We start from the raw sequence: 15687 nt of genomic DNA, 5'->3' as shown, positions 1-15687 counted from the left end.
TTGCCCGGCTTCACCGTCGAGATCACGGGACTCGCCACCGCCGGGGCCGTGTCGGTACTGTGGGCGCCCGGACGCGGGGACGGCGAAGCCCTGCCGCAGTGCCATGGACGTCAGTCCAGTGGGTGCTTCTGTCCGGCGCCGGCGGTGTTTCGCCGGAGGCGGCGATGAGCACGGCGGAACCTTCCACGTTCCTACGCTGAGCTGACGAAAGGAGCCGCGAAGGTGGTCGACCCCAGTCCCAAGCCGCGGCTGCGGGCACCGGAGCGGAGAGCTCTGATCATGGCGGCGGCGTTGAAGATCTTCGCCGAGAAGGGCTATCACGGTGTTTCGCTCGGTGAGATCGCCGCGGCCGCCGGGGTGGCGCGGACCGTGCTGTACGACCACTTTCCCTCCAAGCGGGTGCTGCTTCTGGCGGTCATGCAGGCAGAGAACGCGGCACTGGTCGAGCATGTGGGGTCCCGCATCACCGGAGCAGGGTCCGCCGAGGACCGGATGCGCTCCACGATCGACGCCTACTTCAGCTTCGCCCAGAGCCGCCCGGATGCCCGGCGCCTGCTGTTCGACCGGACCGACGAGAACGATGCGGAGATCCGCATCGTCCGGGAGGGCATCCGCGAGTCGCGCACACACGCGGTGACGGCCCTGCTGGCCGAGGACATCCGTGCGGTGGGCGTGACGCCGGGCGACCCGATCGCCGACGCGATGGTCGAGCTGATCATCAGCGGTCTCGACGGCGTCGCGCACTGGTGGGAGGACCAGCCCGACATGCCCAGGGCGACACTGGTCGAGGGAGCGATGCGCCTCCTGTGGGCGGGCCTCGGCAGCGGACGCTGAAGCAGGCGGGCCCGCGGGGTCAGCCCGAGGCCCAGCCACCGGTTCTCCTCGAGTTCGATCGGTTGCCGAGGCCGCGCGGTCGACACTGTCCGCCGCGGTCGCGGACCGTCTGATCGGGCAGGGGAAGCGATGCGCGCAGGTTCTCCCCCAGGCCGAGGTCACCGACCGTGTCCCCGCGCACCAACCGCAGCTGCGTGGCGAACAGATCCAGTCCGGCCAGCCGTTCGGTGACGAAGTGGCCGCTGTGCAGGCGCGGATCGATGCCGGTCAAGTAGAAGCGCCTGGTGGGCGTCAGCAGAAACGTCATCGTGCCCACGCCGCGGTAGGCGACCGCATCGGCTAAGCGCAGGGCCGCGTCGAGCAGCAGGAAGCGTGTGGAGGCGGGCAGTCCGCCGGCAGGTGCCAGCCATCCGGTTCTGTGCGTGCGGCGTGGGAACGGCTGCCGCTCCCACAGGTGCGCGACCTGCCGTCCGTCACCCGCGATCTGGACCTCCACGCGTCTGGCCCGCTCCACGAACTCCTCGATGTACACCTCCGTACTCGCCGGATGTGAGCCCGTTCCGGTCAGCCGGGCATGGATCCGCTCCAGATCGGCGTGGCCTGTGACCACGTGTCCGCCCTGTGGACCGCGGCTGGAGACCGGGCGGATCAGCGCCGCCCGTCCGCGAAGAGCGGCCAGGAACTCTTCGGCATCGTCCCAGGAGACGGGGCCCGACGGGCCGGGCGCGACCGGTACGCCCACCGCGTCGGCCAGGTGCCGGACGAGACCGCGATCATTGATGATCTTCAGAACGCCCGCGGGAGGCCCGATCACCGTCAGCCCGTGACGAGCGCAGCGGCGGGCGAACCCCGCGTCCAGGCTGAGCGCGCCTCGTCCCGGATGAACGAGGCCGGCATTCGCCCGCGCGGCCGCCCACAGGATTCGTTCGGCGGCGACATGCCGGTGGTTTCGCGGTCCGGCTTCGTGCCGCTCGACGCGACGTGCGTCTGGCGGACGTTCTTCGAAGAGCTCTCGCAGGGCGAACGGATGCCACCCTAGATCGGCGGCGGCCTGCGCTATGCGGATGGCGGTCTTGCCCTGGTCGGCGATCAGCAGCGTGCGGCTCATGACGACCTGCCCGTAGTCGATCTGGTTCGTGACCCGGCTCGTCGGCACGGAGGCGCGTCCGGCCGGGTGCTGCGGCTCGTGTGCGACCGTCACTCCAGCGGGTGCGGGCGATAGCGTTCGCCGCGCGTCTTGGCTCCGATGATCCTCATCGCCGTCAGCAGGGTCCATCGGTTGACGCGGCGCGGCAGCGGACGGAGCATCACGCGGATCGTCGTCGCCATCCGGTCGAACCGACGCTGCTCACCGGCGGACCATTCGATCCCGAACCGGTCCCTGACCGGCTCGGGAAGGCAGCCGATCGCGACGAGCGTGCCGAACGGCCGCAGGATCGGCCGGTTCATGCGGATGACGAACGCCGGCACGAACGGCACCGCGCCCACGCCCTCGGTGCGGGCGATCTGGATGCATCGTGCCGCGGGGGGCGTCAACTCCAGACGTTCGGCGCAGAAGGCCGCGAACGCGTCCTGGAACGAGCCGTAGTCGGGTGGTACCGGACGCGTCGTCACGCCGTAACGTTCGTACCAGGTGACAGTTTCGCGGTAGAGCCGCTCAAGGTCGGCCGGAGCCAGCATGCCGGGCGGGAAGAACAGCTCCGCGGTACGGAACATGTGCCAGGTGAAGGTGGCATGGGCCCACCAGAAGGTTTCGGGATCGAGGGCGTGGAATCTGTGGCCCGCCGAGTCCACGCCCTTGATGTTCAGATGCAGGTCGCGGATGCGGCGCGCTCGGTCCGCCCCGTCCGGCTCGAAGATGGTGGCCCAGATCTGCGGAACGGACCGCCAGATCCGGCCGAACGGGTCGTCGAAGAAGCCCGACTCCTCGGCGACGGCCGTCCCGAGCGGCGGATACATGAGCTGCAGCAGTCCGGTGGCGCCGCCCGGCACGGCGGCGCGCAGGTCGCCGGCGATCCGCCAGAGCAGCGACTCGGGGCCCAGCGGCATGCCGCCGGGCGAGGGGGCACCGGGCAGACCGGCGAAGGCTTCAGGTGTCGTCATCGACCTCCTCCTCCCCATTTCGCCCCGCAACAATGACACAAGAATGTCGCAAGCGTCCAGACCCGGGGTGACGGCATAATGACCGCCGTGAGCTTCCCGACCCCACCTGGCCTCGTCGAGCGCCTGCCTCCGCCACCGGACGAGAAGGTCCGGCCGTTCCTGGAAGCCGCCGCCACCTGCCTGACGCGGTACGGCCTGTCTCGTTGCTCGATGGCCGACATCGCCCGGGAGATGGGCGTGTCGCGCAGCACCGTCTACCGGCAGCTCGGTTCGGTCGAGAATGCCGCCTGGCTCCTTGCGTCGCGAGACCTGCACGCCTTCTACGACACGCTTCCGCAGATGTTCGCCGGCGCCCACGGCCCCGAGGTGATCCTCCGGCCGCTCGCCGCGCTGGTTCGCCAGGCGTGGTCCAACCCGGTACTGACCAAGGTCCTGCAGGACGAACCCGACTTCGTCGGCCGTGCGTTCACCTCCCACGCCGACGCCATGCTCGACCAGGGTGCGCGGATGCTGGCCCCGCTCTACGAGGCCCTGATGGACGCCGGCAGCATCCGCCGCCAGGACCCCCACGCTCTCGCGCACTGGATTCTGCGGGTCTTCGTGATGCTCACCATCGCGCCGCCCCCCACCGACCTCGACCGGCTCCTGGAGGACATGCTGCTCCCGGCTCTCACTCCCCGACCGGCATCAGAGCAGTCATGAGCCCTCACACGTCCGACACCACGCGCCGGACGGCCGGGCGCCGCCCCCGGCAGGGCATCGGCTGCGCCCAGAACATCCACCGCGCCTGCCCGGGCACGTCAAGGCCCAGGGCGCTCACCGTGGCTAGTCGGTGAGGAATTCCCTGTAGGAGATCTCGCCGTCGGCGTTCTTGTCGGCGGTGGCGATGTAGGCGTCGATCTCCTCGACGGAGCGAGGGTCGCCGGACGCGGCGAATGCGGCGATGAGTTCGTCCCGGCTGAGGTAGCCGGAGCCGTCGGTGTCGAGCGAGCGGAACTCGGCCATGTGGTCAGTGTGGGGGTTCTCATGCTTACCCATGGATTGGCTTCCAATCGTCGGTTTCTCGACAGGGTAGAGGGGGCTCTCAGCGATGCCGCAAGGCAGCCGGGCAGACGTTCCACCGCTCCCGTGCAGGGAAGGCACGAAACGTACCGCCACCGCGAGCGTGTGAGGCCCTCGGACGCGACCCATGGTCTGACGTCGAGGTCAGTGGCGATGAGCCTCTTCGAGGGACGCTCCGGCCAGGCGTGCCGCGACGATGTCGGCGAACTTGGGGCAGTCGAAGACGTCCTCGTGCGGGCAGTCCAAGGAATGGGCGATGGCGATCCGCGCCGCCTGCGCCTGGGCTATCCGCTGATCGAGTTCGGCGAGTTTGCGTTGGGCCAGCACCCGCCAACCGCCGGCCGCCGACGAACCGGAGTCGAGAAGCGCCTTGAGATCGCGCAGGGTGAAACCGACGTCACGCAAGCACAAGATCACGCCGACCTGCTCGACCGCCGACGGTGGATAACGCCGCTGGCCGGAGACTCGGGCCGGGGCCGGGAGCAGGCCGAGCTCCTCCCAGTAGCGCAGGGCGGAAGTGGCGACACCGGTACGGCTCGCCACTTCACCGATCGTCAACCGCTCGTCCGCCATCTTGACTTCAAGCCTACTTGAAGCCGTTCCCTGGCGACCGTGAGGAAATCAGCCGCGGAGTTCAAGCGAAATGCGATCACCAGACTGGTGCGCCAGTTCGGCCACCCCCGGGGCATCCCGGGACGGGTTGCCGGACAGGTCATGGCTCACCGCCGATCCAACCGGCAGCGCAACCGCTGGGCTGCGTCGCTGCTGAACGTCGGGCCCACCGACCGGGTGCTCGAGATCGGCTTCGGCCCCGGCATCGCCATCGCCGAACTCGCCCGCCAGGCCGGCCGGGTGTACGGCATCGACCACTCCAAGCTCATGATGCGGCAGGCCGCCCGGCGCAACGCCGCCGCCGTTCGCGCCGACCGCGTCCGCCTCATGCACACCTCCGTGGACGACCTTCCGAGCTTCGACCACCCACTCGACGCCATCCTCGCAGTCAATTCCGTGGGGTTCTGGCCTGACCCGGTAGGACGACTACGCCAACTCCGCCGCGCCCTACGCCCAGGAGGGCGAATTGCCCTCGCCTCCCAGCCCCGCTGCCCCGGCGTCACCACGACCGGAGCGGCCGAACAACTCCATTATCTGCTCACCCAGGCAGGCTTCACTCACATCCAGGTCGAAACCATGGACCTCACCCCAGCCGTCGTCTGCGTCCTCGCCACAAACCCGACCGACGGACAGCCCTGACGAGCCGACAAGCGTCGCGAAGAGGCGCCCGCCGAAACGGAGAATGCATGAGTGACCCGTCCCAGAATCCGCGTCGCCGCCTACGTGATCAGGAATCTCGCTGTACCTGAACTCCTGGTCTTCGACCACGTGGGCATGCCGGAGGCCGGCACCCAGATCCCCGCAGGCGGCGTCCATCCCGACGAGGAGCTTGAGCAAGCCGTCCTACGGGAGGTCGCCGAAGAAACCGGCCTGCTCACCGCCGCGGTGGTCCGCCGACTCATCGTGGAGAACAAGCCCCACCCCCACACCCGCCAGCCGCGCAGAACCACCTATTTCCATCTCCAGGCACCTGCAACTACGCCCACTACGTGGAACCACACCGTGCACGGCGACGGAGCCGACAAGGGCCTGACGTTCACCTGCCGCTTCTCGCCCCTACCCCTCCAGCACCCGCTCGCAGACAACCAGGACGCCTGGCTGACCCACATCAACCCACCCTGGCCGCCCCCGCCATAACCTCACCGGCCCTGACACCCTGGACGATTCGCGCCCCATGTCCATCGAGCCGTCCCAAGGCCGCACACCAACCCCCGGGGAAGCCACCATCATTCTCCGGACGCCCGCTCCCCCAGCTGCGCTTCCTGCTTTTCCCGTACCCAGCGCTGCGCGAGTTCGGTGGCCTCCTGGACGTACTCCTCCACCAACTCGCCGTCGGCGGATTCCTCTTCCGTCAGGAACACGTCGAACAACACGAACGTCTGAGCGGTTATCAGGTGCTGAACGCCGCGGACATCCTCGATGGCCTGGGGATAATCGCCCTTTTGGAGACTCTGATCTCCGAGGCCGGCACGGATGGCGTTCTCAGCTATACGCGGACTGAAATCTGAATCATCGTTCTCCCGGAATTCAATCCGCAGTCTCGCAACGTATTGCACGATCTGGTGGATCGTATACGCCCGCCCGAACTTCCGGCGTACCGCGATGGTGAAGGCAGCGTAGAACATTTGCATGTAACCGGCCGCAGCCTCGTCCGTCGCCATCTTCTCTTTGTGTAACCGCTCCCAGGCCTCGGGCCCCTCCTTCAGGAGGAGACGCAACGCCGCAACATGATCGTCCCCGATCTCCACGGCCGACCAGGCGATCACTGAAGCGACTCCACTGTCAGCCCCCTTACCTTGGCCATGAACGCATCCAGTTCGGATTCACTGAAGTCCTCGTCCGCGACCATGATCGCCACCAGGAGACTCTTCGTTCTGAACCCCACATTATCGTCTACGGCTTTGTATGCGTCCAGCGGAAGCTTGCCGAGAACGAAATTGATCGCAATCTCCGCCACCTCGGGATCGATGATGTCAACGGCGTCTGCCGTTCTGCCGCGCGCCTCAGCGACGAACTCAATGATCTCATCGTCGCCGGCGGGCTTCCCGTCCCGGATGAAGCGTCGCCTCGTGATCTCGAAGAACGCCGCCGATATCACCGCCGCATAACCCACGTTCAGCTCCTCGGAGCTCAACTGGCTCAGCAGCCTTCGATTCTCTTCAAAACGGCCGGAAAAGAGAGCGTGCAGCGCGGACAGTTGCTTATCAATGGTCACCATCATCTCCCCTTCTATGTTCCTTGATCTTCTCGCCTATGACATCTTTTGCTTTCAGCGCCATCATGGCGACAACCGCAGCCCCGACCAGGGCGCTGGCGCCCTTCACATCTGATTGCGGCCCATCATGGAACCGATCCCCACGATTGCTGACGTCCTGGCCGCTGATTGGCCTGCCGGCCGGTGGCGGTTTTTCCAGGGCCTTGATCATATTGGATACCACGTTATCCAGGTGCTTCTCCGCGTCGTCCGGGTTATCGCGAGCGGCGCGCAGAATCCGATTCATCCGATCGCCGTCTTCCGGGTCGGGTTCGGATAGGTCCTGGTTCTCGTTGACCGGGTCGAGTCGGCCGCTGTGGTACACCCACCGGTCGGTGCCGGAAGGGCCGAGTTCTTCGCCGTCCGGCAACCGGATCCGGTAGATGACCGGATCATCCTCATCTGTCCCCTGGGATTCGGCTTGGTCTTCGATATTCCTACCAGGGTCGCCGGTGTCGTCGCCCGGACCGTCCTGGAATTCTTCCGGTCCTTCCTCGGCGGGTTCGGGCGCATCCTGGTCGGTGGGTGGACCGGTGTCGTCTGTTTCGCGGCCGATGTCTGGGGCCGCCTCGTCGGCGGCTTCGGGTGGGTCGGGTTCGGAGTCCCCGGTCTCGTCGGCGGGCCCCTCCTGGGCTGGGGTGTCCCATTGCGGGGGCTGTGCGGCACCATCGTCCGTCCGGTCGGACGCCTCCAAGCCGGCCGCGTACTCCTTCTGCAACTCGATCGCGCGGGCGATCGATTCGGCCCGGGGCCGTCCTACCGTGTTCGGATCGTCATTGGGCTCCCGCCCGACCTCGGATCGCGGCTTCTCCGCCTCCGGTGCGTCGGTCTGTTCCTCGGCGGGGCGGGACCTGTCCCGGTCCTTCGCCTCGGGAGCGGGACGTTCCTCGCCCTGCGACTCGCCCGCAGGCTCGGTCTTCTCGGCGGACGGCTTGACGTCGCGCTGCTCGCCGCCGCTACCGGACTCCGCGGCCGCGCGGGCGGCGGCGTAGCTCTCCCGACGGGACGGCTGGCCCGGCGAACCCGGATTGTCCGGCGGCGGCGTGTAGGGCTTGTCGGGCTTGTCCGCGGTCTCCACCTTGGTGTCAGTCCCGCTGGGATGGTCGGCGCCCACCATCAGCCCTTCCGCCGGACGGAACCGAGCCGATTCCCGTCGAACCGGCCCGGCGAGGTTCAGACGCCACCCAGAACGCGCGGGGTCAACTCCCGGATGCGCCGCCCGTCAATGAAAGCGCGCACGGCCGGGAATTGCACCCCCGCCCGCGAAACGGCACCGGCCGGCCGAACGAATCCGCAACATTTGTCTCAGAGGTCCGCCCATTCGTCGCCGACCTTCGTTGTTCGCAGATGATGAGCTTGACCGGAAGCGAGTATCCCCCGGATACGTGATTCTGGCCGTCGGCGAGGCTTGGCGGCGCGCACACCGGCACAAACACCCCATACGGAACGTGGCCCTTCCTGCCTCAGACTTCACGGCCGCCCACGACTTCAGGGGCAGAGCCGACGCACGGCTGCGGATCCCACGTTCAGTGCGCTCGGCCGGGGGAAGACGGCTCAGCCCTCCGTGGTGACGCGGGGCAGGTGTGTTGGCTCCAGACCCCACAGGCGCGGTTCGTGCACCTCGATGGCCGCCTAACGGATCGCCGTAGCGGCGGCACGGGTGGCTACCGTCTTGGCCGCTGGTTTCCCCTGCCCGACGGCCCAAAGTATGGCCAAGGTACTCGCGCGCACCATAGAGTGCATCGTCCTTTGTGGTCCCGCTTTTCCGGGACAGGCTAAGTAGGAGCGACCGGTGGATCCCGCGCGTATCGATGACCCCAGCGAAAACGTACTCCGAGTCAATTACCGGGACCCTGCGCAATGGCTCGGTACGCTGCTCTTGCTCGTGATAGTCGGCAGTCCGTTCCTCCTGGGAGCGTCCTTCGCCCTTGACGTCCGCACGATCGTCTGGCTGATCGGGCTGGTCCTGGCCGTGGTGAGCGGGGCGGTCATCGAACTGCGCTCGGCGCGTGGCCTGACGCTCGACGCGGACGGAATCACCTGGCACCGGGTCGAGCTGTTCATTCCCTGGTCCCGGGTGACTGAGGTGGACGTCGACACCAACGTCAAAGGCAAGGGCAAGCCTTACCTGGTCGTGCGGACCACCGAGCCGGCCGAAGCGCTCCGGGGCCAGCGGGGAATCGCGAAGTTCATCATCAAGGGGACCACCCGGCTGTACGGCGGGCCGATCGCCGTGAAGGCCCATTTTCTAACGGTCCCAGCCGAGTCTGTCATCGCCGCCGCAGCCGACCGGATGCAGCAGGACACCAGGCCTGACGACCACGCTCGGCAGGCCGAGCGCGTCCGCGCCCGCAAGGTGGCCGACTTCTGGGCGTACGCAGGGTTCGCCGGGTACGTCGCCTGGCTGGCCGCGCTCGTGCTCCCCACACTCATCTGAAGCCCGAAGCGCAGCACCTACGCAACGGTGGAGACGGTCTTCAGCACCGTCTTTGACCGGTGAGACCGGCGCGGCCGGCAACCATGGCCTTGCTCAGCGACGGGCGGCCGAGTGGATCCGCGGCTGGCCCCGCCCCTCCGCTCCACGAGTGGGGAACTGGCCTGATCAGCCCGTAGGCCGTGGGCTCTCCACCCGCCTTCGCCGACCGACGTTCGCAGTCGCCCCTTCGGTGTGCAGGTGGCGACGACGGGGCTCGACAAAATAGGTAGACCGGTCTATTTTTCTTTCATGGTCAAAGAGCCCGACACTCTGGTCGCCGGTGCGACCGGCCTCATCGGCCGGTGGCTGGTGGCGGAACTGCTCGCCCGGGGACGTTCCGTCGCCGTGACCGTCCGGGGCGGGCCCGGCCGCGGTGACGAACTGCGCGCCTGGCTGCGGGAACACGGTCTCGACGACCGGGCGCTCACGGTCGTCGCGGGGGACATCGCCCAGCCGGGGCTCGGGCTCGCCGTGGCCGACCGGGAACGCCTGGATTCCGTTCGGGACGTCTTCAACGCCGCCGCCGTGTACCGCTTCGGCCTGGGTCGCGAAGAGGCCCGACGCAGCAACGTCGAGGGCGCCCTGAACGTCCTGCGCTGGGCCGGGGCGCGACCGGGCCTCCGCCGCCTCGTGCACATATCGGGCTATCGCGTCGCCGCCGCGGACCCCGTCGCCCATCCCGCGCCCGACGGCGTGCTGGACGAGCTGTACCGGCGCCACGGCGCGTACGAGGCGTCCAAGCGCGAGGGCGACGCGGCGGTACGGGCCCTCGCCGCGGACGAGGGCGTCCCCCTGACGGTCGTCAATCCCGCCGCCGTGATCGGGCATTCGGTCACCGGCGAGGCCGGGCAGTACATCGGGCTGGCCGACATCGTCGCGAAACTGTGGGCGGGAAGGCTTCCCGCACTCGCGGGCACCCGGCGCACGTTCATCCCCGTCGTCACCGTCGATCATCTCGCCCGCTTCCTCGCCGCCGTGCCCGGGCACGACGACGGGGCCTACCGCGCTCATTGGGTCCTCGATGACGCCACCCCGGAACTGCCCGATCTGATCGCGTTCCTCGCGAGGCACTTCGGCGTCCGCGCACCGCACCTGCTGCTGCCCGCCGGTCTCGTCCGGCGGCTGCCCCGCGCGCTCAGCGGCGTCGATCCCGAGACGCTGACGTTCCTGTCCGAGGACCGCTACGACACCTCGTCGGCCGACGCGCTCGCCGAGGCCGCCGGGCTGCGCCACCCGCCCGTCCTGGACGCGCTGCGCCACTGGGCCGACCGGCTCGTCGCGGAACGTTTCGGAAGCGGACGGCCGACGCTGCCGGGTGGCTTCCACTCCGTCGCCGGGACCCGCGCCTACCTCGCCGGTGACCGCGTCTCCCCGGCGTTCGTCCTGTTCCACGGCCTGCCGCTGGACGCCGAAGCCTGGCAGGACGTGCTGCCCGAGCTGGACGGCACCGCCCTCATCGCGGACCTGCCGGGTCTCGGACGCTCCGCCCGTCCGGCCGGCGGCACCGCCGGCTGGCTCACCGAACTGCTCGCTCCCGTCCGGACCCGCCCCGTCCTCGTCGCGCACTCCGCCGGCGCCGCGCAGGCGCTGCGCCATGCCCATGCCCATCCCGGCCGGGTGGCCGGTCTCGTCCTCGTCTCGCCCTACTTCCTCCAGCCGCGCCCCGCGCGGCACCTGCGCTCACCCTGGCTCGTCGGCGGCTTCCTCCGGACGGCCTCGCCCGGCCGGCTCGGGCGGGCGCTGCTCGGCCCCGGAAGCCCCGTCCCGCCGGCCCTGGACGACGCCGCCGCCCAGCTCCGCCGCCCCGGTGTCGCACGGCGCACCGGGTTGTGGCTCAACCGGGCGCATCGTCCCGCCGAGCGCGCCGAACTGCGGGCGCTGGCGGCCACGTGCCCGGTGCCCGTCCACATCGTGATCGGCGAACTCGACCCGCTCGCCGACGACACCCTCGACGTCCCCGCGACCGTCGTCGCCGGAGCCGGTCACCACCTGCAGCTGACCCATCCACGAGAGGTGGCCGCCGCCGCGCGTGTCCTGCGGCGCGCGGTCGCCTGATCCACCCGCCGCAGACGGCTGGTCAGTCTCCGTGGCGGGAGAAGACCCTGGTGTAAGGAATCTGGTGCTCGCGCAGCAACCCGTAGATGTCGGCAGTGGGTCCTGTGGGGAGCAGGTCCAGAACGTCGTCGCCGGGTCCGCCGCCCAAGGCGGTCAGGAGGCGGGCCACGTCGGGGGCTTCGATCCTGTGCACCCATTCGTACTCGGTGATGCCGCTTCCGTAGAAGTCGCTGACGCCTTTACCGAGGTCATGGCCCTTAAGCGTGACGTTGCCCGCGGTGTCTCGGGCGGCGGTCAGGTGCCGCCGGCCGCTCTCGTCGGACACGCTGCGGACAGTGACGCGCCGCGCGACGGATTCGTCCATGCCCGCAGTCTTCCATTCCCCAAGACCTGGACAGTTGTCTGATCGGCTGTCTATATTGCGGTGGCGGTACACCTTTGGAGGGACCCTGATGCCCAGCCGGTACGCACGCCTGAGCCGCGACCAGCTCACCACGCTGGTCCCGGAGCTGTTGCTCATCGGTCACCTCATCGACCGGGCGGGGATGCCGTTCTGCCTGGAGGCCTGGGGCCAGGACCAGATGACGCAGATCGCGATCGAGGAGTGGGCCGGCGCCAGTCCCATCTACACGCGGCGGATGCAGAAGGCCCTCGGGTTCGAGGGGGACGACGTGCCCACGATCTTCAAGGGCATGCAGCTGGACATCGGCGCGCCGCCGCAGTTCATGGACTTCCGCTACAGCTTGACCGACCCGTGGCACGGGGCCTTCCACCTGGATCACTGCGGAGCGCTGCTGGACGTCGAGCCGATGGGGCCGGGCATGGTCAAGAACATGTGCCACGACATCGAGGACCCCACGTTCGACGCCACCGCCGTGGCCACCAACCCGAAGGCGCAGATGCGGCCGATCCACCGCCCACCGCGCGATCCGGCCGGCAAGCACCCGCACTGCGCCTGGACGGTGGAGATCAACCCGGACTCACCCGGCGTCGAGGCCATCCCGGCCTTGGCGGTCAACGAGCGATCGCACGCCGCCTCGCTCGACCTCGACGACATCGATCCCACCCAGGACGGGCTGAGCGACTACAGCGGCCCCCTGGTGGACGACCTCGATTTCGGGGCCTTCTCCCATTCGGCGCTGGTCCGCATGGCCGACGAGGTGGTCCTGCAGCAGCATCTGCTGAATCTCTCGTTCCAGCTGGCCGTACGGCAACGTGCCGCGGGAGACGACCAGGTGTTCCACCGGGTCGCGCTGCGGCAGCTCATCGGGCACGCCGGGGTGGCCGCCGAACGCCTGCACCGGGCGCTCGGCCTGTCGGACTCCCCCGAGGACGCTGCCCAGGTCATCGAACTGCACCCGTTGATGAACCCGGCGCCGTACGTCGGCCTCGGCCGGGACGGAGAATCGATCACGGTGTCGTCGTCGCCGGCGCACCGGGACGGCGGCTGGCTGCCCCTCTGCACGCCCGAAGAACCCGATGCACTGCGGGCCATCGTCCGTGCGGTGAACCCCTATCTGGACGTCGAGATGACCGGCACCGCCACCGACTGGACGGCGCGGGTCGTCCTGACCGACACCGCCGCCCCGGAGGCCGGCGAGGTCGCCGTCACGAAGATCAGCAAGGGCGCCGCGTTCCGGTTCGAGCCCCGCAGGTCCCTGCCGATCTTCGTGAAGTGACCGGACGCCGGTCCGGCGGCACCGAGGTCAGGCGACCTTCGCGTTCTCCCGCGCGGCGAGGAACCCGCCGAGTTCGGCCTGCTGCTCGGCGTCGAAGGCGTTCTTGGGGAGGAACGCAGCGATCTGCCTGTTGATGAAGAACAGCCAGAACTCCGGCGTCGTCTCGACCCGGCTGAACATGGACCACTTCATCATGGTGGTGGACTGATCGGTGCGGGTCTCGTACCCCTCGCCGGTCACGCGCACCGTCGTGGGCACGCAGAGGTAGGTGAGCTGCCGCCTGGCGAGCCGGCGGATCGCCCAGGTCGCCGCCATCGGGGCCGCGACCGCCGCGACGAGCATGCCCACGCTGATGATCACGGCGTCGGCCAGGAAGCACACCGCCCCGGCGACGACCAGGACGGCCGGCAGTACCAGGTAGACGGTTCTGAGCTGCCGCTTCAGCCCCCGATGAAGCGCTCGCGCCACCTCATCGGGACTGACCTCGTATTGGATTGTGATGTCCACCCTGCCGCCTTCGTCCGATGCGGTGGACATCCTCCACCGAACGCGCCGACCACGGCAACCGCCTTGATCGCGGGACGGGACACGGCCCCGGCATCCGGTCGGAGCGCGGCCCGGCGTCCGGTCGGGCGACGCCGTAGGACGGCGTGGCTGTGTGCTCGCACAGTAGTTCGGCGTCCGCCCGAGAAAGCGGGCATAGAGATGTTGACAACGGACAAAGCAGCGGTGACACTCACTGAACATAGCGGCATTCAGGGCGGTACCTAATGTGATAAATGATGTTAGCGCAAACACTGGAGGTGGCCTGGTAAGAGATACGCCGCCCTGTTAGCAGCACTTGTCACCCACCCCCTTGAACGCCCATGGCGTCGCTGTATGCGGCCCCGCGCCGATGGCGCGGCGAGGCCGTGTCCGCGTCCAGGCGTGAATGCATGCAGTTCACCACCCCCGCCGATACCTCGCACTTGGACAACTCACCGCCCCAGTCGGTCTCTGCGCGCCGTTGCGAGAGCGGGCCTTGCCGGCTCATTGCGGTGAGTCAGTCCTTTCACCCCAGCCGGTCCCCACACTTCACTTCGCCGGGAAGAAACGTGTTAGCGCAAACATCAGAGAGTGGTCAGAGAGAAAGGATCTGCCGATGACGATGACCATGTGGAATCCGCGGAGAACGCGCCGGAGATGGCGCGCGGCATGGGCGCTGATCGCCGTGATGAGCCTCGTCTGGGCGGCCGGGGCCGTCGCCGTCCCGCGGCCGGCCTCGGCGGCGACGGTGGACACCGGCGCCTGGTACGTGCTGGTCAACCGGCACAGCGGGAAGGCGCTGGACGTCTACGACCTCGCCACGAACGACGGCGCCCGGATCACGCAGTGGACGCGCAACGACGGCGCCTGGCAGCAGTGGCGGTTCGTGGACTCCGGCGGCGGCTACTACCGGCTTCTCTCCCGCCACAGCGGCAAGGTCCTGGACGTCTACGGCTTCTCCACCGAAGACCGGGCCGCCATCGTGCAGTGGGCCGACCACAACGGCGTCAACCAGCAGTTCCGGCTCGCCGATTCGGACGGCGGCCATGTGCGTCTGATCAACCGCAACAGCGGCAAGGCCGTGGACGTCCTGGACTACTCCACCGCCGACGGGGCCCAGATCGTCCAGTACACCGACCTGGGCGGCGCCAACCAGCAATGGCGGCTGGTCAAGGTCGACGACGATTCGGGTACGCCGCCCGCCTCGTACCCGAACCCGGGAGTCGTCACCGGTGACATCGGCGTCCACGACCCGTCCGTGGTCAAGCGGCCCGACGGCAGTTACCTGACGGCGTACACCGGCCCCGGCATCCCCCTGAAGACCTCCACCGACCGGACGGCCTTCCGCAACGTCGGGGCGGCGTTCCCGAACGGAACCCCCTGGACGAGTCCCTACACTCCCGGGAATCCCGACCTCTGGGCACCGGACGTCTCCCACCACAATGGCCAGTACTACCTGTACTACTCGGCGTCGACGTTCGGCTCCAACCACTCCGCGATCTTCCTGGCCACCAGCCCCAGCGGCGCCTCGGGGACGTGGACCCACCGCGGAATGGTGATCGACTCCCAGACGTCCGGCGACTTCAACGCGATCGACCCGAACCTGATCGTCGACGACCAGGGGCGCTGGTGGCTCAGCTTCGGTTCCTTCTGGTCCGGAATCAAGCTCGTGCAGCTCGACCCGGCGACCGGCCTGCGGAGCGACGGCACGATGCGCTCCATCGCCGGCCGGGGCGGCGGCGCGATCGAGGCGCCGTACATGTTCAAGCACGGGGCGTACTACTACCTGTACGTGTCGTTCGACCTGTGCTGCCGCGGAGCGTCGAGCACCTACCGCGTGATGGTGGGCCGGTCGACCAGCCCCACCGGCCCGTTCCTGGACCGCAACGGCGTTCCCATGACGAACGGCGGCGGAACCGAAGTCCTCGCAGGCCACGGCGGCATTCACGGGCCCGGCCACCAGGCGGTCCTCGCCGACGCCGACGGGGACGTCCTCGTCTACCACTACTACGCCGACAACGGAGCCTCGTTGCTCGGCATCAACTACCTCGGCTACGACGCGGCCGGCTGGCCCTACGTCTACTAGG

General features: G+C 68.6%; 17 protein-coding genes. 8 read left to right on the top strand and 9 right to left on the bottom strand.

Annotated elements, in window-relative coordinates; all coding sequences use genetic code 11:
- Nucleotides 1-222 precede the first annotated feature (222 nt).
- A complete protein-coding gene (locus AB0C35_RS31650) occupies nt 223-834 on the top strand; it encodes a TetR/AcrR family transcriptional regulator (RefSeq protein ID WP_358463886.1) in 612 nt (203 codons plus the stop codon).
- A gap of 19 nt (nt 835-853) precedes the next feature.
- Here AB0C35_RS31650 and AB0C35_RS31645 read toward each other — a convergent pair whose 3' ends face one another.
- On the bottom strand, nt 854-1942 hold the full coding sequence (locus AB0C35_RS31645; RefSeq protein WP_358463883.1) for a biotin carboxylase N-terminal domain-containing protein: 1089 nt from the start codon (nt 1940-1942) through the stop codon (nt 854-856).
- Between the two features lie 89 nt (nt 1943-2031).
- Complete coding sequence (locus AB0C35_RS31640) at nt 2032-2937, bottom strand: oxygenase MpaB family protein (RefSeq protein ID WP_358463880.1); 906 nt, start codon at nt 2935-2937, stop codon at nt 2032-2034.
- Between the two features lie 87 nt (nt 2938-3024).
- Between AB0C35_RS31640 and AB0C35_RS31635 the strand changes: the two genes are divergently transcribed.
- Nucleotides 3025-3639, top strand: a complete 615-nt coding sequence (locus AB0C35_RS31635) for a TetR/AcrR family transcriptional regulator (RefSeq protein WP_358463877.1) — start codon at nt 3025-3027, stop codon at nt 3637-3639.
- A gap of 123 nt (nt 3640-3762) precedes the next feature.
- On the opposite strand, the gene AB0C35_RS31630 is transcribed toward AB0C35_RS31635, so the two are convergent.
- The gene (locus tag AB0C35_RS31630) at nt 3763-3975 is read right to left on the bottom strand and encodes an EF-hand domain-containing protein (RefSeq protein ID WP_358463874.1); all 213 of its coding nucleotides are present in this window, start codon (nt 3973-3975) and stop codon (nt 3763-3765) included.
- A 168-nt stretch (nt 3976-4143) separates the two neighbouring features.
- Nucleotides 4144-4572, bottom strand: a complete 429-nt coding sequence (locus AB0C35_RS31625; protein WP_358463871.1) for a MerR family transcriptional regulator — start codon at nt 4570-4572, stop codon at nt 4144-4146.
- A 141-nt stretch (nt 4573-4713) separates the two neighbouring features.
- Here AB0C35_RS31625 and AB0C35_RS31620 point away from each other — a divergent pair, with 141 nt between their 5' ends.
- Together AB0C35_RS31620 and AB0C35_RS31615 are read left to right on the top strand one after the other, a co-directional pair.
- Nucleotides 4714-5250 (top strand): methyltransferase domain-containing protein, encoded by a 537-nt coding sequence (locus AB0C35_RS31620; protein WP_358463868.1) that lies wholly within the window; start codon nt 4714-4716, stop codon nt 5248-5250.
- A 51-nt stretch (nt 5251-5301) separates the two neighbouring features.
- Entirely contained in the window at nt 5302-5748 is a 447-nt protein-coding gene (locus AB0C35_RS31615) for an NUDIX domain-containing protein (protein WP_358463865.1), read from the top strand.
- Nucleotides 5749-5837: 89 nt separating this feature from the next.
- On the opposite strand, the gene AB0C35_RS31610 is transcribed toward AB0C35_RS31615, so the two are convergent.
- The 3 genes from AB0C35_RS31610 to AB0C35_RS31600 are packed head-to-tail and all read right to left on the bottom strand — an operon-like array spanning nt 5838 to nt 7982.
- A complete protein-coding gene (locus AB0C35_RS31610) occupies nt 5838-6377 on the bottom strand; it encodes a hypothetical protein (protein WP_358463862.1) in 540 nt (179 codons plus the stop codon).
- Nucleotides 6374-6832: a hypothetical protein gene (locus AB0C35_RS31605; protein WP_358463860.1), complete on the bottom strand. Its 459-nt coding sequence runs from the start codon at nt 6830-6832 to the stop codon at nt 6374-6376. Before AB0C35_RS31605 ends, AB0C35_RS31610 begins: the two co-directional genes overlap by 4 nt.
- Nucleotides 6816-7982: a hypothetical protein gene (locus AB0C35_RS31600; RefSeq protein WP_358463857.1), complete on the bottom strand. Its 1167-nt coding sequence runs from the start codon at nt 7980-7982 to the stop codon at nt 6816-6818. Before AB0C35_RS31600 ends, AB0C35_RS31605 begins: the two co-directional genes overlap by 17 nt.
- Nucleotides 7983-8657: 675 nt before the next feature.
- Between AB0C35_RS31600 and AB0C35_RS31595 the strand changes: the two genes are divergently transcribed.
- Nucleotides 8658-9302 carry a hypothetical protein gene (locus AB0C35_RS31595; protein ID WP_358463854.1) on the top strand — a complete coding sequence of 215 codons (645 nt, stop codon included), beginning with the start codon at nt 8658-8660 and terminating at the stop codon, nt 9300-9302.
- Nucleotides 9303-9590: 288 nt separating this feature from the next.
- A complete protein-coding gene (locus AB0C35_RS31590) occupies nt 9591-11396 on the top strand; it encodes an alpha/beta fold hydrolase (protein ID WP_358463852.1) in 1806 nt (601 codons plus the stop codon).
- Between the two features lie 22 nt (nt 11397-11418).
- Here AB0C35_RS31590 and AB0C35_RS31585 read toward each other — a convergent pair whose 3' ends face one another.
- Nucleotides 11419-11760 carry a hypothetical protein gene (locus AB0C35_RS31585; RefSeq protein WP_358463849.1) on the bottom strand — a complete coding sequence of 114 codons (342 nt, stop codon included), beginning with the start codon at nt 11758-11760 and terminating at the stop codon, nt 11419-11421.
- Between the two features lie 88 nt (nt 11761-11848).
- On the opposite strand from AB0C35_RS31585, the gene AB0C35_RS31580 reads away from it, so the two are divergent.
- Nucleotides 11849-13075 carry a hypothetical protein gene (locus tag AB0C35_RS31580; RefSeq protein WP_358463846.1) on the top strand — a complete coding sequence of 409 codons (1227 nt, stop codon included), beginning with the start codon at nt 11849-11851 and terminating at the stop codon, nt 13073-13075.
- Between the two features lie 27 nt (nt 13076-13102).
- Here AB0C35_RS31580 and AB0C35_RS31575 read toward each other — a convergent pair whose 3' ends face one another.
- On the bottom strand, nt 13103-13582 hold the full coding sequence (locus AB0C35_RS31575; protein WP_358463843.1) for a YcxB family protein: 480 nt from the start codon (nt 13580-13582) through the stop codon (nt 13103-13105).
- Nucleotides 13583-14216: 634 nt separating this feature from the next.
- Here AB0C35_RS31575 and AB0C35_RS31570 point away from each other — a divergent pair.
- Nucleotides 14217-15686 carry a family 43 glycosylhydrolase gene (locus tag AB0C35_RS31570; protein WP_358463840.1) on the top strand — a complete coding sequence of 490 codons (1470 nt, stop codon included), beginning with the start codon at nt 14217-14219 and terminating at the stop codon, nt 15684-15686.
- Nucleotide 15687: the final 1 nt, after the last annotated feature.

Origin of the sequence: Spirillospora sp. NPDC048819, from assembly GCF_040650055.1 — a bacterium.
Lineage (GTDB): Bacteria > Actinomycetota > Actinomycetes > Streptosporangiales > Streptosporangiaceae > Spirillospora.
Note: the sequence above shows the minus strand (reverse complement) of the source record. Positions and strands in the feature narration are given on the sequence as shown.

What these genes read in the sequence shown, in the direction of transcription:
- AB0C35_RS31645 (WP_358463883.1), bottom strand. Translation starts at nt 1,942, where the DNA reads ATGAGCCGCACGCTGCTGATCGCCGACCAGGGCAAGACCGCCATCCGC.
- AB0C35_RS31640 (WP_358463880.1), bottom strand. Translation starts at nt 2,937, where the DNA reads ATGACGACACCTGAAGCCTTCGCCGGTCTGCCCGGTGCCCCCTCGCCC.
- AB0C35_RS31630 (WP_358463874.1), bottom strand. Translation starts at nt 3,975, where the DNA reads ATGGGTAAGCATGAGAACCCCCACACTGACCACATGGCCGAGTTCCGC.
- AB0C35_RS31625 (WP_358463871.1), bottom strand. Translation starts at nt 4,572, where the DNA reads ATGGCGGACGAGCGGTTGACGATCGGTGAAGTGGCGAGCCGTACCGGT.
- AB0C35_RS31620 (WP_358463868.1), top strand. Translation starts at nt 4,714, where the DNA reads ATGGCTCACCGCCGATCCAACCGGCAGCGCAACCGCTGGGCTGCGTCG.
- AB0C35_RS31605 (WP_358463860.1), bottom strand. Translation starts at nt 6,832, where the DNA reads ATGATGGTGACCATTGATAAGCAACTGTCCGCGCTGCACGCTCTCTTT.
- AB0C35_RS31600 (WP_358463857.1), bottom strand. Translation starts at nt 7,982, where the DNA reads ATGGTGGGCGCCGACCATCCCAGCGGGACTGACACCAAGGTGGAGACC.
- AB0C35_RS31590 (WP_358463852.1), top strand. Translation starts at nt 9,591, where the DNA reads ATGGTCAAAGAGCCCGACACTCTGGTCGCCGGTGCGACCGGCCTCATC.
- AB0C35_RS31585 (WP_358463849.1), bottom strand. Translation starts at nt 11,760, where the DNA reads ATGGACGAATCCGTCGCGCGGCGCGTCACTGTCCGCAGCGTGTCCGAC.
- AB0C35_RS31580 (WP_358463846.1), top strand. Translation starts at nt 11,849, where the DNA reads ATGCCCAGCCGGTACGCACGCCTGAGCCGCGACCAGCTCACCACGCTG.
- AB0C35_RS31570 (WP_358463840.1), top strand. Translation starts at nt 14,217, where the DNA reads ATGACGATGACCATGTGGAATCCGCGGAGAACGCGCCGGAGATGGCGC.